Source organism: Rhodoferax sp. GW821-FHT07G04 (assembly GCF_059418585.1).
Genome location: NZ_JBWKQD010000002.1, coordinates 746,479 through 766,639, shown reverse-complemented (window position 1 = coordinate 766,639; position 20,161 = coordinate 746,479). Strand labels below are relative to the sequence as shown.

The 20,161-nt window shown below is 63.3% G+C and carries 17 protein-coding genes; 13 read left to right on the top strand and 4 right to left on the bottom strand.

Going from position 1 to position 20,161, the window contains the following annotated elements; genetic code table 11:
- Positions 1-64: 64 nt before the first annotated feature.
- The 7 genes from AC07OO_RS12720 (at position 65) to AC07OO_RS12690 (ending at position 5,242) form a co-directional block, all read left to right on the top strand.
- The gene (locus AC07OO_RS12720; protein ID WP_495082476.1) at positions 65-973 is read left to right on the top strand and encodes a hydroxymethylglutaryl-CoA lyase; all 909 of its coding nucleotides are present in this window, start codon (positions 65-67) and stop codon (positions 971-973) included.
- 7 nt (positions 974-980) lie between these two features.
- A complete protein-coding gene (locus tag AC07OO_RS12715) occupies positions 981-1,475 on the top strand; it encodes a YbaK/EbsC family protein (RefSeq protein WP_495082475.1) in 495 nt (164 codons plus the stop codon).
- Positions 1,472-1,720 (top strand): DUF1289 domain-containing protein, encoded by a 249-nt coding sequence (locus AC07OO_RS12710; protein WP_495082474.1) that lies wholly within the window; start codon positions 1,472-1,474, stop codon positions 1,718-1,720. The genes AC07OO_RS12715 and AC07OO_RS12710 overlap by 4 nt, the downstream gene beginning before the upstream one ends.
- A 25-nt stretch (positions 1,721-1,745) precedes the next feature.
- Complete coding sequence (locus AC07OO_RS12705) at positions 1,746-2,390, top strand: 2-hydroxychromene-2-carboxylate isomerase (RefSeq protein WP_495082473.1); 645 nt, start codon at positions 1,746-1,748, stop codon at positions 2,388-2,390.
- 301 nt (positions 2,391-2,691) lie between these two features.
- Positions 2,692-4,362: an MFS transporter gene (locus AC07OO_RS12700; RefSeq protein WP_495082472.1), complete on the top strand. Its 1,671-nt coding sequence runs from the start codon at positions 2,692-2,694 to the stop codon at positions 4,360-4,362.
- Positions 4,363-4,424: 62 nt separating this feature from the next.
- Positions 4,425-4,652, top strand: coding sequence for a hypothetical protein (locus AC07OO_RS12695; protein ID WP_495082471.1), 228 nt, complete (start codon positions 4,425-4,427; stop codon positions 4,650-4,652).
- 98 nt (positions 4,653-4,750) lie between these two features.
- Positions 4,751-5,242: a hypothetical protein gene (locus AC07OO_RS12690; protein ID WP_495082470.1), complete on the top strand. Its 492-nt coding sequence runs from the start codon at positions 4,751-4,753 to the stop codon at positions 5,240-5,242.
- Positions 5,243-5,333: 91 nt separating this feature from the next.
- Here AC07OO_RS12690 and AC07OO_RS12685 read toward each other — a convergent pair whose 3' ends face one another.
- Complete coding sequence (locus tag AC07OO_RS12685) at positions 5,334-6,446, bottom strand: ABC transporter substrate-binding protein (protein ID WP_495082469.1); 1,113 nt, start codon at positions 6,444-6,446, stop codon at positions 5,334-5,336.
- A 170-nt stretch (positions 6,447-6,616) separates the two neighbouring features.
- Between AC07OO_RS12685 and uvrA the strand changes: the two genes are divergently transcribed.
- Positions 6,617-12,952 carry an excinuclease ABC subunit UvrA gene (uvrA, locus tag AC07OO_RS12680; RefSeq protein ID WP_495082468.1) on the top strand — a complete coding sequence of 2,112 codons (6,336 nt, stop codon included), beginning with the start codon at positions 6,617-6,619 and terminating at the stop codon, positions 12,950-12,952.
- A 97-nt stretch (positions 12,953-13,049) separates the two neighbouring features.
- On the top strand, positions 13,050-13,433 hold the full coding sequence (locus AC07OO_RS12675; RefSeq protein ID WP_495082467.1) for a nucleotide pyrophosphohydrolase: 384 nt from the start codon (positions 13,050-13,052) through the stop codon (positions 13,431-13,433).
- A gap of 20 nt (positions 13,434-13,453) precedes the next feature.
- Here AC07OO_RS12675 and AC07OO_RS12670 read toward each other — a convergent pair whose 3' ends face one another.
- Positions 13,454-13,942 carry an Lrp/AsnC family transcriptional regulator gene (locus AC07OO_RS12670; RefSeq protein WP_495082466.1) on the bottom strand — a complete coding sequence of 163 codons (489 nt, stop codon included), beginning with the start codon at positions 13,940-13,942 and terminating at the stop codon, positions 13,454-13,456.
- Positions 13,943-14,066: 124 nt separating this feature from the next.
- On the opposite strand from AC07OO_RS12670, the gene AC07OO_RS12665 reads away from it, so the two are divergent.
- The 3 genes from AC07OO_RS12665 to AC07OO_RS12655 are packed head-to-tail and all read left to right on the top strand — an operon-like array spanning position 14,067 to position 17,222.
- Positions 14,067-15,116 carry a histone deacetylase family protein gene (locus tag AC07OO_RS12665; RefSeq protein WP_495082465.1) on the top strand — a complete coding sequence of 350 codons (1,050 nt, stop codon included), beginning with the start codon at positions 14,067-14,069 and terminating at the stop codon, positions 15,114-15,116.
- A gap of 32 nt (positions 15,117-15,148) precedes the next feature.
- On the top strand, positions 15,149-16,807 hold the full coding sequence (locus AC07OO_RS12660; RefSeq protein ID WP_495082464.1) for a sensor histidine kinase: 1,659 nt from the start codon (positions 15,149-15,151) through the stop codon (positions 16,805-16,807).
- 7 nt (positions 16,808-16,814) lie between these two features.
- A complete protein-coding gene (locus AC07OO_RS12655; RefSeq protein WP_495082463.1) occupies positions 16,815-17,222 on the top strand; it encodes a PPC domain-containing DNA-binding protein in 408 nt (135 codons plus the stop codon).
- Here the strand turns inward: AC07OO_RS12655 and AC07OO_RS12650 are convergent.
- A complete protein-coding gene (locus AC07OO_RS12650; RefSeq protein WP_495083343.1) occupies positions 17,185-18,042 on the bottom strand; it encodes an HAD family hydrolase in 858 nt (285 codons plus the stop codon). The genes AC07OO_RS12655 and AC07OO_RS12650 overlap by 38 nt on opposite strands.
- 75 nt (positions 18,043-18,117) lie before the next feature.
- On the opposite strand from AC07OO_RS12650, the gene AC07OO_RS12645 reads away from it, so the two are divergent.
- Positions 18,118-18,495 (top strand): hypothetical protein, encoded by a 378-nt coding sequence (locus tag AC07OO_RS12645; RefSeq protein WP_495082462.1) that lies wholly within the window; start codon positions 18,118-18,120, stop codon positions 18,493-18,495.
- Between the two features lie 17 nt (positions 18,496-18,512).
- On the opposite strand, the gene AC07OO_RS12640 is transcribed toward AC07OO_RS12645, so the two are convergent.
- Positions 18,513-20,144, bottom strand: a complete 1,632-nt coding sequence (locus AC07OO_RS12640; protein ID WP_495082461.1) for a peptide chain release factor 3 — start codon at positions 20,142-20,144, stop codon at positions 18,513-18,515.
- Positions 20,145-20,161: the final 17 nt, after the last annotated feature.

Here is a 20,161-nt window from a genome sequence, read left to right as displayed (position 1 = left end):
CTTGTGGCGGGTGTTGCGCAGGCTTTTTTGAGACAATTGCGCAGCAACCCCAACAAGGAATTCCATGGCTATACCCACCCGCGTCAAGCTTGTCGATGTCGGCCCGCGCGACGGTCTGCAGAACGAAAAACAACCGGTTCCCGCCGCCGTCAAGATTGAGTTGGTGCACCGTCTGCAGGATGCCGGTCTGACCGAGATCGAGGTCACCAGTTTTGTCTCGCCCAAGTGGGTACCGCAGATGGCCGACAACGCCGAGGTCATGGCCGGTGTGCAGCGCAAACCGGGTGTGCGCTACTCGGTGCTGACGCCCAATATGCAAGGCTTCGAAACTGCCCTGAAATCCAGTCCCGATGAGATTGTTGTGTTTGGCGCGGCCAGCGAAGCCTTCAGCCAAAAGAACATCAACTGCTCCATTGCCGAGAGCATCGAGCGCTTCCGCCCCGTGGTGCAGGCCGCGCTGGAAAAAGGGCTCACCGTGCGCGGCGCCATCTCGTGTGCTGTGGGCTGCCCCTATGAAGGCGAGATTGCCCCAGCGCGGGTGGAGATGGTGGCGCGGCTGATGCATGACCTGGGCGTGCAGCATGTGGGCGTGGCCGACACCATTGGTGTGGGGACCCCGCACAAGGTGCAAAAGGCGATGGAGGCCACGCTCAAGGTCTATGGTGTGGACCATATCTCGGGCCACTTCCACGACACCTATGGCATGGCCCTGGCCAATACGCTGGCCAGCCTGCAAATGGGCATCTGGAACTACGACACCTCGGTCGCAGGCCTGGGCGGTTGCCCCTATGCCAAGGGTGCGACCGGCAACGTGGCGTCGGAAGACGTGGTCTACCTGCTGCACGGCATGGGCATCGAGACCGGCATTGACCTGGACAAGCTGGTGGACGCCGGCAAATTCATCAGCGATTTTTTGCAACGCAAGCCCAATTCGCGCGCGGCGACTGCGTTGCTGAACAAACGATTGGGTTGAGCGCAGCATGGAATTGAACAACCTGCCTGAAGGCGTGCAGCGCGTGGCGGCTGCATTGAAGGCCAAGAACCACCCCCATCAGCCCGTCATGCTGGACGATGCCGCCCGTACCGCCCAGCAGGCAGCGGATGCGCTGGGCATCGCCGTGGGCCAGATCGCCAAGAGCATCATCTTCCGCCGCAAGGAAGACGATGTGGCCGTGCTGGTCATCACCTCGGGCGACCGGCGCGTGGACGAGAAAAAGGTCGAAGCCTTGGTGGGCCGCATAGGCCGTGCCGATGCCGACTTTGTGAAGACCAAGACCGGCTTCAGCATTGGCGGTGTGTCGCCCTTGGCCCATGCGCAGCCCCCAGTGACCCTGGTGGACCAGGAGCTGTTCCGCTTTGAAGAAATCTGGGCCGCGGCCGGCCATCCGCATGGCGTGTTCAAGCTGCACCCGCGCGATCTGGCCGTGTTGTCGGATGCGCCCACAGCCGATGTGACGCAGGTGGTGCCGACATGACGGTCGAATGGGATGCTACACAATCGATAGCGGTTCGCGCAGAACTGGTGAGGGCTATGGCCGAAGAAATTCCATCGCCCTGTGTGTCGGTGTGCCGCATGGACGCCCAGCGCACCTACTGCGAAGGCTGCCTGCGCAGCATCGACGAGATCCGCGTGTGGCGCGCCAGCAGCGATGCCGAGAAGAAGGCCATCTGGGCCCGCATTGCCGAGCGGGCCACCACGCTGAGCCCGGTAACGCCTTAGCCAACTGCCTGCGCTTGCCTATCCTATGAAACAGATCAGCTTCTACCTGGACTTCATCTCGCCTTATGCCTATCTGGCGTTTGAGGAGATGCCACAGGCCCTGGAGGGGCTGAGCTATTCGGTGACCTACAAGCCGCTGCTGTTTGCTGCTCTGCTGAAGCACCACGGGCAACTAGGGCCTGCGGAGATACCCGCCAAGCGGGACTGGACCTACCGCCAGGTGCAGTGGCTGGCGCACAGCAAAGGGCATACGCTGGAGATGCCGGCCACGCACCCCTTCAATCCCCTGGGACTGTTGCGTCTGGCACTGGCCACCGACGCCAATGGCCAACCCAATCGCTATGTATGCGAGACCCTGTTCCGCTACGTGTGGATGGGCGGGGCCGATGCGGCAGACGCGGACCGGCTGGCCGCCATCACCCAGCAGTTGGCACCACAGCGCGACCCGGCCGACGAGGCGGTCAAAGCCCAATTGCGCACCCACGCCGAAGAGGCGATCGCGCTGGGTGTGTTCGGTGTGCCGGCCTATGTGGTGGATGGCAAGGTCTTCTGGGGGCTGGATGCATTGCCGATGCTGCGCGCCTACCTGCTGGGCGACACCTGGTTCGACGGGCCGCAGTGGGAAGCTTCACGCACGGTCGGTGCGGGCGTGGTGCGCGCACGGTCGTAGCCGCATCGCTCAAAAACCCGCCCCAATGCCCCTGTTAGCCTGTAGGGAATACGGGGACTTTCCCTAGGTTCCATGGCCACTGCGGTCAGGCTGTATGGGGCTTTCCAAGGCTTTTGTGGGCCCAAATTCCATATCAAGAAACGCTGAATCCGGGTTAGTACGGAGTCTGTAAGTTCACGTTCAGGTGGCGGTAAGTTGCTGTTGGCAAGGTGTCAGAACTGGGTCAGACCGTGCTTGCATAGTGCGATCACCAACCCGCGTCGGTAGCACGCATCCACAACCTTGATTGGAGACACAAACCATGGCAACTGCAGCCCCACGGCCGATGTCAGCAGAAGAGAAGAAAGTCATCTTCGCTTCTTCGCTCGGTACCGTTTTTGAATGGTATGACTTCTACCTCTACGGCTCTCTGGCCGCCATCATCGCCAAGAAATTCTTTGGCGGTCTGGACCCCACATCGGCCTACATCTTCGCGTTGCTGGCCTTTGCCGCGGGCTTCCTGGTGCGCCCCTTTGGCGCCCTGGTGTTTGGCCGCCTGGGCGACATGATTGGCCGCAAGTACACCTTCCTGGTGACCATCCTGATCATGGGCCTGTCCACCTTCATCGTGGGTGTGCTACCTACCTATGCCAGCATTGGCTTGGCAGCACCGGTGATCCTGATCGCGCTGCGCATGCTGCAAGGTTTGGCGCTGGGTGGTGAGTACGGTGGTGCCGCAACCTATGTGGCCGAGCACTCACCGCATGGCAAGCGTGGTGCCTATACGGCCTGGATTCAGACCACGGCGACCCTGGGCCTGTTCCTGTCGCTGATCGTGATTCTGGTGACCCGCGAATTCACCGGCGCCGATTTCGATGAGTGGGGCTGGCGCGTGCCATTCCTGGTCTCCATCCTGCTGCTGGGCGTGTCGGTCTACATCCGTTTGAGCATGAACGAGTCGCCCGCTTTCACCAAGATGAAGGCCGAGGGCAAGACCTCCAAGGCACCCTTGTCCGAGTCCTTTGGTCAGTGGCGCAACCTCAAGATCGTCATCTTGGCCCTGGTCGGTTTGACCGCAGGCCAGGCCGTGGTCTGGTACTCGGGCCAGTTCTATGCGCTGTTCTTCCTGACGTCCATCGCCAAGGTGGACGCCAAGACCGCCAACCTGTTGATCGCCTCGGCGCTGGTTATTGGCACGCCCTTCTTCATCGTGTTCGGTTCGCTGTCGGACAAGATCGGCCGCAAGCCCATCATCATGGCTGGCTGCCTGTTGGCCGCGGTGACCTATTTCACGGTTTTCCCGATGCTGTTGAACTATGCCAACCCCAAGCTGGTGGCCGCACAAAAAGCGGTGCCCGTGATTGTGACGGCCGATCCCGCACGCTGCTCGTTCCAGGGTAGCCCGATCGCCCGTCCGATCGACTTCACGACGTCTTGCGACATCGCCAAGCGCACACTGACCGAAAACTACATCCCCTACCAGAACGTGGCGGCCGCTACCGGCACCGAAGCCACGGTCAAGGTCGGTGAGACACTGATTCCGTCGCTGGTGGCTACGCTGAACGACAAGCGTGATGCCTTCTCGCCCGAAAGCGCCAAGGCCATCGCCGAGTTCAAGAAGGCTGTGGTCGACGCTGCCAAGGCCGGTGGCCTGACCACCAAGGCCGATGACAAGCTGATGAACACCCCCATGGTGTTGGCGGTGTTGGTCTACCTGGTGATCCTGGTGACCATGGTGTACGGCCCCATTGCCGCCATGCTGGTGGAAATGTTCCCCACCCGCATCCGCTACACCTCGATGAGCTTGCCCTACCACATTGGTAACGGCTGGTTTGGCGGTCTGCTGCCGACCACAGCCTTTGCGATGGTGGCCGCGACCGGCGACATCTTCTACGGCCTGTGGTACCCCGTGGTGGTGGCCGCTGGCACTTTCATCATCGGCATGATCTTCATCAAAGAGACCAAAGACGTTGACATCTACGCCAACGACTAAGCACCGATGACATACACGACCCCGGGCTGTGGTGGCCCGGGGTCTTTTTTTGGAGAAAAACCATGTGGAAAATGGCTTTGGGCTTTGTGGTCTTTGCTGCACTGGCCCTGTTCATCTTGAACCGCGGTGGCAGTGACATCGACATGAGCGGAGAAAAACACGGATCCGACACCACGGCGCCCGCGCACACCGCGGCTCCGGCCAGCGCCGCCGCATCGACCGCACCTGCGGTGGCGGCATCCTCGCCTGCATCTGCTGCGTCAGAGCCTGCATCCTCGGCCAAACCTTGAGCCGGATGGGTGTCGGCAGCCGCCCAATCCCGGCGTAGAGGCTGCGCAAAGGGTAATCCGCCTTGTATAGGCCAATGTCCTGGAGTTAGGATATGGCAATGAAACTTATAAAAACGGAGACAGGGCAGCAGGCATTCAAGGCGCGTTCACCGCTGTTTTCGGCACGGCAGCGCACGGCCTTCATCATGTTCGATGGCAACAAGACCGTGGGCGAAGTGCTGACGGCGGCTGCGGCCTTGGGGCTGACCGCCGAAGACGTGGAGCACATGGTGGCCCACGGCATGCTGGCTCCGGCGCCGGGCGAGACGCAAGCCTCTGCCAGCGCGTCGGTCGTTGAGCCCACCTGGGCTGCCAAAACCGTTGCCATTACGGCCCCTCTCAACAGCGGGCGCACACCGCAAGAGCGCTATACCGAAGCCAAGCCCATTGCCACCAGACTGACTGCAGCCTTGGGGCTGCGCGGTTTCCGCCTGAACCTGGCCGTAGAGTCGGCCAGCGGTTACGACGAATTGCTGGCCCTGTTGCCCAAGATCACCGAAGCCGTAGGCGCCAAGGCCAGCGAAGAGCTGGAGCGGGCGCTGATCGGCTAGGGGCAAATCCGCGCCGGGCCGCCCCAAGCGGATTTAGCCCCCTCGGGGGGGCAGCGACCCGCGCAGCGGCGGAGCGTGGGGGCCACATGCTTCAGCGCATGAATTTTCCGTCCGATCCAATGATGGACAGGTCGGCAAAGTCCAGGCCGCTGTGGTTGCCCGGGCTATAGCTGACCTCCAGCCCGCCCAGGTCGAATTTCTGCAAGGTTTCCAATGCGTCGCGCAGGCTGCTGGGCGTGGGTTTGGGGCCGGCACGGCGCAGGCCTTCCACCAGCACCTTGGCTGCGGCAAAGCCTTCAATCATCGCCGGTGACACGCCGCTCAGTCCTTTGGCCTTGGCCAACTCCTGGGCCTCCTTGATCAAGCGGTAGTTCATGGCCCGCTCATTGGGGAAGACCTGGGTCACGATGATGCCGCGCGCATGCTCGCCCAGCAACTTGATAAACCCCTCGGACGCGTTGTTGGACAAGGTCACAACCTGTACCGTCAGGCCCGCGGTGCGCAAAGCCTTGACGCCGCTGGCCACGCTGCCAGAGGACCCGATGTACAGCACGGCCTGGGCATCGCTGGCCTTGACCTTGGCGGCCAGGTCGGCAAAGTCCGGTTTCTCGCGCGGGAATTTTTGCAACAGTACGGGCTTGAGGTCGGTTGAGGTAAAACCCTTTTCCGCGCCCATGGCCGCGTCGGCGCCAAAGGAATCATCGGTCTGCAGCACCGCGATGCGCGTCATGCCCAGACTGGCCAGGTGGCGTATCGCCTTGATCGCTTCACGCTGGTAGGTGGCGCGCACATTGAAGACCCAGGGCAGCACAGGCTCGTGCAGTGCCATAGCACCGGTGCTGGGCGCGACCAAGGGCACATGCAATTCGGCCAGCACCGGCAGCAGCGCCTGGGCGTGGGGCGTGCCGCGGTTCAAAAACAGGGCCAGCACATGTTGTTCGGTGATCAGTGCACGGCCCATGGCGGCCGTGGTGGCGGGGTCGAATTTGTCGTCCATCGTGACCAGCTCAATTTGCTGGCCGTTCACGCCCCCACGCCGGTTGACCGCGTCGAGGTAGAGCTTGGCACCCTCGGTGTTTTCCTTGACCCCTGCCGCCGCGGAACCGGTGAAACCCGAGGGCTGGCCTATGCGCAGTTGGGCCTGTGCGCTGGTCGCAAGAGCGGCCAGCAACACCGCATTCCACAGGGTGTGGGCAATATTCATGGTACGTCTCCTGGCTTTGTTATGCCCCAATTGTCCGGAGCGTATCTCTGGCGCGCCAGTTGTGGTCTTCCACACCTAGGGTTTGCCCCAGCGCGCAACAAGACCCTGTGCCATGTGGCCCGGATGCAAGTCCCTAGAATGATTGGCCTCATGCAGAAAGACCGCACACCATGACCCAGGGAACCATCCGTATCCGCGGCGCGCGCCAGCACAATTTGAAGAACCTGGACCTCGATATCCGCACCGGTGAATTGACGGTAGTGACGGGTCCCAGTGGCTCCGGCAAGTCCAGCCTGGTGTTCGACACGCTGTATGCCGAAGGCCAGCGCCGTTATGTGGAAACCTTCTCGGCCTATGCCCGCCAGTTCCTGGACCGCATGGACAAGCCAGCCGTCGACAAGGTAGAGGGTGTGCCCCCGGCCATTGCCATCGACCAGACCAACCCGGTGCGCTCCAGCCGCTCCACCGTCGGCACCATGACGGAGCTGAACGACCACATCAAGCTGCTGTATTCCCGCGCCGGTAATTTGTTCGACAAGCAAACCGCGCTGCCGGTGCAGCACGATACGCCGGAGACCATTTATGCGGAGCTGGTGCGGCGTGCGGCGATCAATACTCCCACGGCAGACCCTCGTCTGGTGCTGACATTCCCGGTTGAACTGCCTGCCAGCACCACGGCCGAAGAACTGACCCAATGGCTATCCGCCAGCGGCTTCACCCGCATCCACGCCGAGCGGGAAGTGGAGGTGGCGGAAACGGGGTCAGATCCCGATTCAGGAAAGAAAACCAAACGGAGCGCGAAGCCTGGTGCGAGATCGGGCTCTGACCCCGTTTCCGACTCTAACCGGAGAAAAGTCCTCGACGTCGTAGCCGACCGCTTCCGCATCACCAGCGTAGAAAAAGCCCGCGCCCTGGAAGCCATCGAAGTCGCCCTCAAGCGCGGCAGCGGCCGGCTCAATGTGTATGTGGTGGTGGATGCAGAGGCGGAATTCGCCGCCGGGCCGCCCCAAGGCGAATTGGCCCCCTCGGGGGGCAGCGACCCGCGCAGCGGCGGAGCGTGGGGGCATGTCTGGCGCTTCTCCACCGGCCTGCACTGCCCGCAAAGCGATATCCGCTATACGGACCCGATTGCGTCCATGTTCTCGTTCAACTCCGCCGTGGGCGCCTGCGAAGCCTGCCGTGGCTTTGGCCGTGTGGTCGGTGTGGACCTGGGTCTGGTCATCCCCAACGACAAGCTCACGCTGCGCGCCGGCGCCGTCAAGCCCATGCAGACCCCCGCCTGGCAGGAGTGCCAGGACGACCTGATGCGCCACGCCGAGGTGGCCGGCATCCCGCGCGACACGCCCTGGTACAAACTGACGCCCGAGCAGCAGGGCTGGGTCATCAACGGATCGCCCAACTGGAACGGCAAATGGAACCAGCACTGGTTTGGCATCAACCGTTTCTTTGCCTACCTGGAGAGCAAGGCCTACAAGATGCACATCCGCGTGCTCTTGTCCAAGTACCGCAGCTACACGCCATGCGGCACCTGCGGCGGTGCGCGGCTGAAGACCGAGAGTCTGCTGTGGCGCATTGGGACCAAGGCGCAGGCGGATGCGGTGCTGTTGCCCTCCAAGCGGTTTATGCCGCAGGGGGTGACGTGGTCGCGTGCGCAGCTCGAAGCCTTGCCGGGCCTCTGTTTGCACGACATGATGTTGATGCCCATCGACAAGCTACGCCGCTTTTTCGATGCGTTGCAGGCCGGGCTCGACGTGTCCGAGGGCTCGGAGGCCGACGCCAAGACGCTCAAGCTGCTGTTCGAGGAAGTCTGCACACGCCTGAAGTACCTGTGCGACGTAGGCATAGGCTATCTGACCCTGGACCGCCAAAGCCGCACCCTCAGCGGTGGTGAAGTCCAACGCATCAACCTGACCACCGCGTTGGGAACTTCGTTGGTCAATACCTTGTTCGTTTTGGATGAACCCAGCATCGGCCTGCACCCGCGCGACATGCACCGCATCATCGTGGCCATGCAGCGCCTGCGCGATGCCGGCAACACACTGGTGGTGGTAGAGCACGACCCGGCGGTGATGCTGGCTGCAGACCGCATGATCGACATGGGCCCGGCGCCGGGCGAACGCGGCGGCCAGATCGTGTTTGATGGCAGCACCGAAGCGCTGCGCAGTGCCGACACACTGACGGGCGCCTACCTGGGTGGTCGCAAACAGGTCGGCATGGGCTTCAAGCGCATGGTGGCCGAGAACACACCGCGCCTGATCCTGGAGGGCGTGACCGAACACAACCTGAAAAATATCTCGGTGGAGATCCCGCTGCAGCGCCTGGTGTGTGTCACTGGCGTCAGCGGCTCGGGAAAGTCCACGCTGATCCAGGATGTGCTGGCACCAGCGCTCTTGCGCCACTTTGGCAAGGCGACTGAGACGCCGGGCGCGCATGCACGCCTGCTCGGTGCCGAGCAGTTGAGCGAAGTGGTGTTTGTCGACCAGTCGCCCATCGGCAAAACCGCACGCTCCAACCCGGTCAGTTATGTCGGCGCGTGGGACGCGATCCGCGAACTGTTTGCTGGTGCCGACCTGTCGCGCGAACGGGGCTACACCGCCAGCAAGTTCAGCTTCAACGGTGGCGACGGGCGTTGCCCCACCTGCGGTGGCTCGGGCTTTGAGCACATCGAGATGCAGTTTTTGAGCGACGTGTATTTGCGCTGCCCGGACTGCGATGGCAAGCGCTACCGGCCCGAGATTCTGGAGGTGACGATTGAGCGCGGTACCGTAGGGCCCTCCGGTAGCCGCAAGCGCGTCAATGTGTCCGATGTGCTGGACCTGACGGTTACCGAGGCCGCCGACCTTTTCTCCAACGACCGCGATGTGATCCGCGCACTGCAGCCCATTGTGGATGTGGGTCTGGAGTATGTGAAGCTGGGCCAACCCGTGCCCACGCTGTCGGGTGGCGAAGCCCAGCGCCTGAAGCTGGCCGGCTTCCTGGCCGAAGCCGCCAAGAGCAGCACTGCCAGCCGCCAACTGGTGGCCAAGCGCGGCACGCTGTTCATGCTGGACGAGCCCACTACGGGCCTGCATTTCGACGACATTGCCAAGCTCATGCGCGCATTGCGCAAGCTGCTGGATGCCGGACATTCGCTGCTGGTGATTGAGCACAACCTGGACGTGATACGCGCGTCGGATTGGTTGATCGACCTGGGGCCAGAGGGCGGTGATGCGGGCGGTGAAGTGGTGGCCCATGGCACGCCGGAAGATCTGCTGCTGCACGCCACATCGCATACCGCGCAGGCGCTGCGGGAATATGCGGCTGCCATGGGGGTGGTGCATGAGGTGCAGGAAGAACGGGCTGGGTATGTTGCGCTCGCTGCAGTCGAACCGGGTTCGCCGGGGGCCTCATACGGGTACACGAAATCGGCCCCCGGCGAACCCGGTTCGGCTGCGGGTCTGGGTGTGCCAACGCTCTCCGACGCAGGCGACGCCAACGCGATCCGCATCGTCAACGCCAAGGAGCACAACCTCAAGTCGCTGAGTGTGGATATTCCGCGCGGCAAGTTCAACGTCGTCACCGGCGTCTCCGGCTCCGGCAAATCCACACTGGCATTTGACATCCTCTTCAACGAAGGCCAGCGCCGTTACCTGGAGTCGCTCAATGCCTACGCAAGAAGCATCGTGCAACCCGCAGGCCGCCCCGAAGTGGACGCGGTCTACGGCATCCCCCCCACAGTGGCGATCGAGCAGCGCCTGTCCCGCGGTGGCCGCAAGTCCACCGTCGGTACCACCACCGAGGTCTGGCATTTCCTGCGCCTGCTGTATGTCAAGCTGGGTACGCAGCACTGCATCCACGATGGCGCGGCGGTGGAGCCGCAGTCAGCAGACAGCATTGCCGCGCAGTTGCTGAAGAATTTCCGCGGCCAGCACATTGGCCTGCTGGCGCCCTTGGTGTCGGGTCGCAAAGGCGTCTATACCGAGTTGGCGGACTGGGCACGGCCGCGTGGTTTCACGCATCTGCGAGTCGATGGCAACTTCTTGCCTACCACCGGCTTCCCGCGCATCGACCGCTTCAAGGAGCACAACATCGAGCTGCCCGTCGCCAGCCTGGATGTGAACCCGGCCCACGAGGCGCAGTTGCGCGAGGCACTGGCCACGGCCCTGGTGCACGGAAAGGGCGTTGTGCATGTGTTGAGCGAGCTGGATGGTTTGAAAGAGGCCATCGTGGCCGGTACGTCCACGGCCAGTATTGGCAAGGTCCAAGTGTTCTCCACCAAGCGCGCCTGCCCGGTGTGTTCGACTTCGTATGTGGAGCTGGACCCGCGCCTCTTCAGCTACAACAGCAAGCACGGCTGGTGCCCGGATTGCGTAGGTACCGGCGTGGCCTTGACCAAGGACCAGCGCAAGGTGTTTGACGATTCGGTGAAGGACGATGACAACAAGGGCCGCGAGCAGACCTTTGCCGAGGCCGATATCGAGGACCTGCATGACGCAACCTGCCCCACTTGCCAGGGCACGCGCCTGAATGCCACGGCGCGCGCGGTGCAGTTCAGTGGTGTGGGTATCACCGACATAGCGCGCCTCTCCGTGACCGACGTGCGCAAGTGGGTGCAGACCTTGCAAGTGGTGGGTGGCATGACCACGCGCGAGGGTGACATTGCGCGCGACCTGGTGCCCGAGATCAAGAGCCGCCTGGAATTTTTGGAAGAGGTGGGGCTGGGCTATCTGACACTGGACCGCGGAGCCCCCACGCTCAGCGGTGGCGAGGCGCAACGCATCCGCCTGGCCGCGCAGTTGGGCAGCAATCTGCAAGGTGTGTGCTATGTGCTGGACGAGCCCACGATTGGCCTGCATGCGCGGGACAACAAGATACTGCTGGGCGCCCTGCGGTCACTCAGCGACAAGGGCAATACGCTGGTGGTGGTGGAGCATGACGAGGACACCATCCGCCATGCGGACCACATCATCGACATCGGGCCCAGTGCGGGCAAGCGCGGTGGGCGGTTGGTTGCGGAGGGGATGGTGGGTGATTTGCAGGGGGCTGCCGACTCTCAGACCGGGCGCTATTTGTTGCATGCGATGAAGCATCCGCTGATGGTGCGGCGGGCTACGGTTTCGTTTGAAGAGTCGGCTGAGTTGTCGGCGCTCGCTGCGGCCGAAGCCGGTACGCCGGGCGCCTCATACGGGTACACGAAATCGTCACCCGGCGTACCGGCTCCGGCCGCGGGTCTGGGAGGGGCAAAGGGCATCAAACTGCCGAAAGGCAAAGCGGCAAAGGCCGCCGCGATTGCAGCGTCACGCGTGACTTCCAGCGTTGAAGCCAACGCAGAGTTGGTCGAACGCGCGCGCGTGGCAGCCCAATACGCAGCAGCGGGAGCGGCCAGGGCGGGTGACGACATCAGCTACGCGTCGGAGGAACCCGCCCTGGCTGCTCCGGCTGCGGGCACAGAACCTCAGCCGCCGATAGATTGGCTCACGGTCAAGGGCGCCAACCTCCACAACCTGCAAAACGTCACGGCCCATATCCCCCTCAAACGCCTGGTCGCCGTAACCGGTGTGTCAGGCTCCGGCAAGTCCACTTTGGCGCGCGACGTGTTGCTGACCAATGTGCAAGTCGCCGTCCAGAAACGCAGCACCAAGGCAGGCAGAGACGCCCTGGGCGCTGGCGAAAAAATCCAGTGGACCGGTTGCGAAGGTGTCACCGGATTCGAGACCGTGGACCGCGTGCTGGAAGTGGACCAGACCCCCATCGGCAAGACACCGCGCAGCTGCCCCGCCACCTACATCGGCTTCTGGGACACCATCCGCAAACTCTTCGCCGACACGCTGGAGGCCAAGGCCCGCGGCTACGCGGCCAACCGCTTCAGCTTCAACACCGGCGAAGGTCGCTGCCCCGGTTGCGAAGGCCAGGGCATCCGCACCATCGGCATGAGCTTCCTGCCCGATGTGAAGGTGCTGTGCGAAACCTGCAAGGGCGCGCGCTTCAATCCCGAAACCCAGGCCGTCACCTGGCGCGGCAAGAACATTGGTGATGTGTTGCAAATGGAAGTGGACGAGGCCGTGGAGTTCTTCGCCGCCATGCCATCCATAGCCCACCCGCTGCAACTGCTGAAGGATGTGGGCCTGGGCTACCTGACGTTGGGTCAGCCGTCACCCACACTCAGCGGTGGCGAGTCGCAGCGCATCAAGCTGGTGACCGAACTCTCCAAGGTGCGCGACGACATCGGCAAGCGCGGCAACAAGTCGCCGCACACGCTCTACGTGCTGGACGAACCCACGGTGGGCCTGCACATGGCGGACGTGGAGAAGCTGATCCTGGTGCTGCACCGCTTGGTCAATGCGGGCCATAGCGTGGTCGTCATCGAGCATGACCTGGATGTGATCGCCGAGGCCGACTGGGTCTTGGACCTGGGGCCGGAAGGCGGCAACGCGGGCGGTCGCGTGGTGGCTGCAGCGACGCCCGAGGCCGTGGTGGCGCTGGGCACGCACACGGGTGTGGCGCTGGCGCCGGTGCTGGCGCGCTAGTCGTGGGCAGTGTTGCTATGAAAATAGAAGCTACTCAGGTATATTGCACGAGGGCTAGAGCATGATTTCATCTAAAAGTGCGGCTGGGACCCCTGTTTTGACCTCTGAAAACCCTGATTTGGGTATTTTGGAAACCAACCCCTTGCCTCCGCTGGTGGAAGCATTGCGCGCCTTTGCCCAAGCGCGCGACTGGGGGCAGTTCCACACCCCCAAGAACCTGGCCTGTGCGCTGTCGGTAGAGGCGTCCGAATTGCTGGAGCACTTCCAGTGGCTGACCGACGCGCAAAGCCAGTCTCTGGCGCCGGACAAGCAGCAGGAGATTGCGGCCGAGGCGGCGGATGTATTCCTCTACCTGCTGCAGCTGTGCGACAAGCTGGACATCGACTTGGTCGCAGCCGCGCGGGCCAAGATGGTGGTGAATGCTGAGAAATACCCCGTTGCCACGGCGCGGGGCGGCAGCGCCAAGTCCACGGAGCGTTGAACCTCAACCGCATGGGCGGGTTAGCCTGGCCCCACCGGAAACCGGTTCACCGCCTTGATCTCCCGCATGGCCAGGCTGGAATGCATCATGCTGATGCCGGGCACCTGGCGCAGCAGGGCTTCGACAAAGTCGCTATAGGCGTCCAGATTCTGGGCCACCACCTGCAGCATGTAGTCCGCCTCGCCGGTGATCTTGTGGCAGGACAGCACGGCGGGGTGGACGCGGATGATGTCTTCAAATGCCTTGACCGACGCATCGGTGACCACGGTGAAGCGCAGTTGCACAAAGGCCAGCACATCCAGGCCCAGCTTGCGGCGGTTGAGGTTGGCCTGGTAGCCGGTGATGTAGCCCTCGTCCTGCAGGCGCTTGAGCCGGCGCCAGCAGGGGGTCACGCTCAGCGACAGGTGTTCGGCCAGTTGCGCGTTGGACAGGGTGCCGTCTTGCTGCAGCAGGCTCAGAATGGTCAGGTCTGCGCTGTCCAATTCTGATTTGGAGGTCTTTGGACTCATTTTTGTTGCATTTTTAGTTCATTCATCTCAAATCATAGGCTTGGCGGCTCTGTAAAAGCAAAGCGCATGCTGCTCGCCATCGGCATACTGTGGACCTCTGCAACCCCTTTGCGATGCCTCCACTGTGATCACCTTCTACAACCACCTCCACGCCCAGCACCAGGGCAAGGTCGAAATGTTCCGCGGCGCGCTCGTGCCGTGCTTTGAAGTGCCGGCCCGCGCCGACCACGTGCTGGCCGAGCTGCAGCGCCGCAAGCTGGGCAGGGTGCAGCCGCCCGATGCGTTTGACGATGCCGTGCTGGCGCGCATCCATAGCCCGCGCTACCTGAAGTTTTTGGCAACCGCGTGGGAGCAGTGGGTGGCGCTGGACCCTGCGAATGCGGACAAGGACATCCTGCCCTCGGTCTGGCCCACGCGCACCCTGCGCAGTGACATCGAACCCGACAATTTCGCGGCCAAGGTGGGGCTGTATTCCTACGATGCCGGCTCGCCCTTTACGTCTGGCACCTGGGTGGCTGCGCGTGCCGGCGCCCACTGCGCGCTGAGCGCGGCCCAACGGTTGGTGCAGGGGGATCGCGCGGCCTTCGCGCTGAGCCGCCCGCCCGGCCACCACGCGGGGGCCGACTTCTTTGGCGGCTACTGCTTTTTGAACAATGCCGCGCTGGCCGCCCAGAACCTGCGCGATGCGGGCCTGCAGCGGGTGGCGGTGCTGGACATCGACTACCACCACGGCAACGGCACGCAGGCCATTTTCTACGACCGCGCGGACGTGTTCTTCGCCAGCATCCATGGCGATCCGCGCACCGAATACCCGTTCTACCTGGGTCATGCGGACGAAACCGGAGCCGGGGCCGGGCAGGGTGCCAACCTCAATATTCCGTTGCCCCGTGGCACCGACTTCGTGCGCTGGTTCGCCGCGCTGGAGCATAGTTTGCAGGCCATCGCCCGGTTTGGCGCCCAGGCCCTGGTGGTGTCGCTGGGTATGGATACCTTTGAAGGCGACCCCATTTCGGGGTTCACGCTGCAAAGTGCCGACTATCTGCATGTCGGTGAGCGGTTGGCCCGGGCTGGTCTGCCCACCACCCTGGTATTTGAAGGCGGCTATGCCGTGGCCGAGGTGGGTGTCAATGCCGCCAATGTGCTGGAGGGCTTTGCTGCTGCGGCAGGGGCTTGACGCTGAGACACCGCACGCGCTACTCTCAGTGCGTGCGCGACCCTCTCAAATCTGGAGATCCGTATGGCCAAGCCGCTGTGGTGCAACGCTCAGGCAGTTTTGGCTTGCCCGAAGACACGCACCCCGCCGCCAGCGAGCCTGCGGGTCCTGCCACCGCGGGCGGGTTGATGCTACGACTCTTGCACAACTGGAAGCCCAAGTCGGCCAAGGCCACGCTGGCGGTCATCGCACTGGTGGCCTCCACGCTGCTGATGGGCGGCTTTGCGGCCGGCAGTTACTGGATGACCGAGCAACGCCTGCACGCCCAGCGCACCGAGTTGTGGACCCAGGTGCAGCGCCACCTGGGCCAGCCGACTGCCATGTCGCTGTGGAATTTCGATCTCAAGGGGCTCAATGCGGCGCTCAGTTCCGAGATGGGGGGCTCGGTGTTGGGGCTAGCCGTCGTCGACGAGGCCGGCAAGGTCGTGACCCAGGTCGGCCAAGCCCTGCCCGTGGCGGGCGGCACACTGCCCGCCGATGCCGAAGTCCTGAGCATGGACATCCCGCCGGTGGATGGCCACCAATTGGGCCGCATTCTGGTGGGCTGGTCCGATGCTTCGCTGCGCGAGGCGCTCAATGCCACGCTGTGGCTGGCGCTGGCCCAGCTCATTGGCGTGAGCCTGGTCCTGCTGGCCGTGGTATGGGTGGGCATGGATTGGCTGATCTTCAAGCGGGTGGCCGAGTTGCAGCGCGCGCTGGACCATGCGGCCGGCCGCGACCAGGCGGCCGACATCGTGGCCTTGCCGGAAACGGCGGATGACGAGTTTGGCGACATCACGCGCAGTATCAACGCCATCACCCAACGCCTGGGCGATGAGTTGGAGGCCGGCAAGGAATCCGAAGAAGAAGCCCGCGCCGCGCTGACCAATATGGAGAACGCCCAGGAGGGGCTGGTCCAGGCCGAAAAGATGGCGGCGCTGGGCCGCCTGGTGGCGGGCGTGGCGCACGAGCTCAACACCCCCATCGGCAACATCATGATGGTGGCCAGCACACAGCAAGAGGTGTCGCAGACCTTGACCCAGTCCATGGCGTCGGGGGGCCTCACGCGCAATGCCCTGACCAGTCTGGTGGGCCAGATTGACGAGGGTGCGGGTCTGATGCTCAGTAGTTCGCGGCGCGCGGCCGAGCTGATCCAGAACTTCAAACAGGTGGCTGTGGACCAGACCACAGACCAGCTGCGCGACTTTGACTTGGACCGTCAGATTGCCGAGATGCTGTCCGTCATCAACCACGTGTTGGCCAAGACACCGATCAAGATGGTGCAACAGCTCGAGCCCGGCATCGCCATGCGCAGCTACCCCGGCCCGCTGGGCCAGGTGCTGACAAATCTGGTCATGAACGCGTTCAAGCATGGCTTTGATGGCACACGGGCCGGCACCATCACCATCACCTGCGCCCGCCAGGGCGAACGCGCCTGCATCACCGTGGTGGATGACGGTGTCGGCATTCCACCCGAAAACGTGGGCAAGATTTTCGACCCCTTCTTCACCACGAAATTGGGCCAGGGCGGCACGGGCCTGGGCCTGCACATTTCGCACAACATGGTCTATGGCCCGCTGGGCGGTCGCATGTCGGTGCAGAGCACGCCCGGCACCGGCACGGTCTTTACGCTGCTACTGCCATTCACGGCGCCCGATTCCAAGCGGCATTGATGCTGCCATGAAAACCCAGCCCATTCGTCTGCAACCCGGCCAAGACCTGCGCTTGGCATTGGAGGCCGTTGTTCAGAGTCAGGATTACCGCGCTGCCTTCGTGCTGTCCGGCATTGGCAGCTTGTCTGCTGCCGGCCTTCGGTTTGCCGGGGCCGATCAGGCCGAATGTCTGACGGGTGACATGGAAATCCTCAGCCTATCGGGCACGGTGGCATGTGATGGCGCCCATACCAGCTCCCACCTGCATATGGCTTTGGGTACTTCCACCGGCCAGGTGCTGGGCGGCCATGTGGCGCTGGGCTGCACCGTGCGGACTACGGCCGAGGTGCTGCTGGCCCTGTTACCGGACTGGGCATTTACCCGCGAGCCCGATGCGGTTACGGGGTATGACGAACTGGTGGTGCGGGCGCGTTGACGTCAACAATCGCTGCGGCCACTTCCGCAAACCCCGCCCCACGTTCACTGGGCGTGATATAGCGTGGCAAGTGCGTCAGTTGGGCTTCAAAACGGCGAATATTGGCCACACCCGCGCTGTGCGTGAAGTGTTCAAACATGGCTTGGTCGTTTCCCGAGTCGCCGACAAATACCCAGTGGTCCAGCTCTTGCGCGAGGTCGCGCTGCAGCAGCTCGCGGACGATCCAGTTGGCGCCCTGCCACTTGTTGAAGTCGCCAAAGCAGCCGTGGATGTGGATGCTGCTGACGGTGGTGTGCATGCCAAAGCCCTGCAGCAGGTTCACGACGCGCTGCACTGTGGCGGGGGGCAGGCGGGCGTGCTCGTGGTAGTCAAAGGCCAGATCGGTCTCGCGGCCGGCGCCGTCGCGGGTGATGAACACGCCGGGCACTTCGAACATCACCCGCGCGCCGATCTGCTGCATGCGCGCCTGGTTGGTGGCGCGGGTGCCTGCGGTCTGTTGGTATAGTTTTGATAGCGCTACAGGTCCACTCGACGAGGGCTTCAGGCTATTTTCTTCAAGTGGCTTGTCGCGAACCAGGGCTACGGCACCGTTCTCGGCAACGATGGCATCCACGGGCCAGGTGGCGGCAAAGGGTTCGCACCAGCCCACGGGGCGGCCCGTGATGGCAATGACCGTCAGCCCCGCGGCCTTGAGTTGCGCCATGGCCTGCAGGGCGTCTGGCGTGATGGCCCCGTCGGTGGTCAGCGTGTCATCGATGTCGGTGAATACGCCGGCAATCTTGCTGCGTTCACTGGCTGGCCAAAGATGCAGGGGGCGCATGGTCACGTGTTGGTATGCTGTGGCGGGAGTGCAAGTGTATCGGCGCCGGCGCCATCCATGTTCCAGGAGATTCGTGTGCGTCCTCTAGTCTTTCAGACCCTGCTGATCTCCATGGCCTTGTCCCTGATGGCATGGGCTCCGCCGGTAGTTGCACAAACCCGGGGTGACCAGGCCTTCACCTGCAAGCGCGCGGCGGACAAGATCGACAGCATGGTTGAAGAGTGGCGGGAACTGGTCATAGAGCATAAGGGCCAAGCCCAAAACGCAGCCGTGCTGAAGATGGCCGCCGAGCACCGCAAAGGGCGCCTGAAGGCCAACTTCACGAAGCATTGCAATGCCCAGTGGGCCACCCACCAGGCCATCTTTATCTGCTTCAGCGGCTCCGTCTCGGCGGTGGGTCTCGCCTTGTGCCGGGCGCCGGACGACAACCCCAATAACTGGCAGTACCAGTAGCCCGCTGACGGGCCGTATCAGCCCGCCGACTGCAGCGCCAAGCCGGCGTGCTCGCGCAGCGGATGGAAGTGGATCTTGGGGAAGCGTTCCTGCGCCAGGCGCACGTCGTACGGGCTGGTGCACAGGTAGGCCAGCGTGTCGGCCGCGTCCTTGGCCATGCGCTGCGGGTAGGCGTTGATGAACTCCTGCAGCTCCTTGGGCGAATCGGCGGTGATCCAGCGCGCGCCGGTGTACTGGCAGCCCTCCAGGCGGATATCGGCATCGTATTCGGCCTTCAGGCGGTGCTGCACCACTTCAAACTGCAGCTGGCCGACGGCGCCCAAGAGCATATTGCCGCCCATCTCGGGCTTGAAGACCTGGATCGCGCCTTCCTCGCCCAGCTGGGCCAGGCCCTGCTGCAGTTGCTTGGTGCGCAGTGGGTTCTTCAGCACCACGGTCATGAACATCTCGGGTGCGAAGAAGGGCAGGCCGGTGTAGAGCAGGTTGACGCTGCCGTCGGTGATGGTGTCGCCCAGCTGCACGCCGCCATGGGTCGTAAAGCCCACGATGTCGCCGGCGAAGGCTTCGTCCACCGCCTCGCGGCGCTGGCTCATGAAGGTGACCACGGAGGTGGGGCGCAGCTCCTTGGCGGTGCGCATGACCTTGAGCTTCATGCCTGGCGTGTACTTGCCTGATGCCATGCGCACGAAGGCAATGCGGTCGCGGTGGTTGGCGTCCATATTGGCCTGCACCTTGAAGACCACGCCGCTGAAGGCTTCGTCCTCGGGCTGCACCTCTTTCACCACGGGTTGCTTGTTGACCAGCACGCTGCTGGTGCGGCTCTTGGGGCTGGGGGCCAGCTCCACCAGGGCGTCCAGCACCTCCATCACACCGAAGTTATTGACGCCCGAGCCAAAGAACACGGGCGTCTGCTTGCCGGCCAGAAAGGCTTCGTGGTCCCACTCGGGCGATGCGCCGGTGGCCAGTTCCATGCTCTCGAACGCGGCATCGATCTCGAAGCCAAAGCGCTTGGTCAGTGTCTCGGTGTCGGTGACGGGGATGGTTTCAAAGTCCTGCGGGCGGCGCTCGGAGCCGGACTCGAACACCGTCATGCCGCGGGTGCGCAGGTTGATGATGCCGCCGAACGATTTGCCCTGGCCCACGGGCCAGGTCATGGGCACGCAGGGCATGCCCAGTTCGCGCTCGATTTCGTCGAGGATGTCCAGCGGGTCGCGCACCTCGCGGTCCATCTTGTTGACGAAGGTGATGATGGGGGTATCGCGCTGGCGGCACACCTCGATCAGGCGGCGGGTCTGTGATTCCACACCGTTGGCCGCGTCAATCACCATCAAGGCCGAATCCACGGCCGTCAGCACGCGGTAGGTGTCTTCCGAGAAGTCCTTGTGGCCGGGGGTGTCCAGCAGGTTGACCACATGGTCGCGGTAGGCCATTTGCATCACGCTGGATGCGACCGAGATGCCCCGCTGCTTTTCAATCTCCATCCAGTCCGACGTGGCATGGCGGCTGGCCTTGCGGGCCTTGACCGAGCCCGCGATCTGGATCGCACCCGAGAACAGCAGCAGCTTTTCGGTCAGCGTGGTCTTGCCGGCGTCCGGGTGGGAAATGATGGCAAAGGTGCGGCGACGCTTGGTCTCGGCAAGAAAAGTCATGGAAGCAGGTGGCTGCG

What these genes read in the sequence shown, in the direction of transcription:
- AC07OO_RS12720 (WP_495082476.1), top strand. Translation starts at nt 65, where the DNA reads ATGGCTATACCCACCCGCGTCAAGCTTGTCGATGTCGGCCCGCGCGAC.
- AC07OO_RS12715 (WP_495082475.1), top strand. Translation starts at nt 981, where the DNA reads ATGGAATTGAACAACCTGCCTGAAGGCGTGCAGCGCGTGGCGGCTGCA.
- AC07OO_RS12710 (WP_495082474.1), top strand. Translation starts at nt 1,472, where the DNA reads ATGACGGTCGAATGGGATGCTACACAATCGATAGCGGTTCGCGCAGAA.
- AC07OO_RS12705 (WP_495082473.1), top strand. Translation starts at nt 1,746, where the DNA reads ATGAAACAGATCAGCTTCTACCTGGACTTCATCTCGCCTTATGCCTAT.
- AC07OO_RS12700 (WP_495082472.1), top strand. Translation starts at nt 2,692, where the DNA reads ATGGCAACTGCAGCCCCACGGCCGATGTCAGCAGAAGAGAAGAAAGTC.
- AC07OO_RS12695 (WP_495082471.1), top strand. Translation starts at nt 4,425, where the DNA reads ATGTGGAAAATGGCTTTGGGCTTTGTGGTCTTTGCTGCACTGGCCCTG.
- AC07OO_RS12690 (WP_495082470.1), top strand. Translation starts at nt 4,751, where the DNA reads ATGAAACTTATAAAAACGGAGACAGGGCAGCAGGCATTCAAGGCGCGT.
- AC07OO_RS12685 (WP_495082469.1), bottom strand. Translation starts at nt 6,446, where the DNA reads ATGAATATTGCCCACACCCTGTGGAATGCGGTGTTGCTGGCCGCTCTT.
- uvrA (WP_495082468.1), top strand. Translation starts at nt 6,617, where the DNA reads ATGACCCAGGGAACCATCCGTATCCGCGGCGCGCGCCAGCACAATTTG.
- AC07OO_RS12670 (WP_495082466.1), bottom strand. Translation starts at nt 13,942, where the DNA reads ATGAGTCCAAAGACCTCCAAATCAGAATTGGACAGCGCAGACCTGACC.
- AC07OO_RS12655 (WP_495082463.1), top strand. Translation starts at nt 16,815, where the DNA reads ATGAAAACCCAGCCCATTCGTCTGCAACCCGGCCAAGACCTGCGCTTG.
- AC07OO_RS12650 (WP_495083343.1), bottom strand. Translation starts at nt 18,042, where the DNA reads ATGCGCCCCCTGCATCTTTGGCCAGCCAGTGAACGCAGCAAGATTGCC.
- AC07OO_RS12640 (WP_495082461.1), bottom strand. Translation starts at nt 20,144, where the DNA reads ATGACTTTTCTTGCCGAGACCAAGCGTCGCCGCACCTTTGCCATCATT.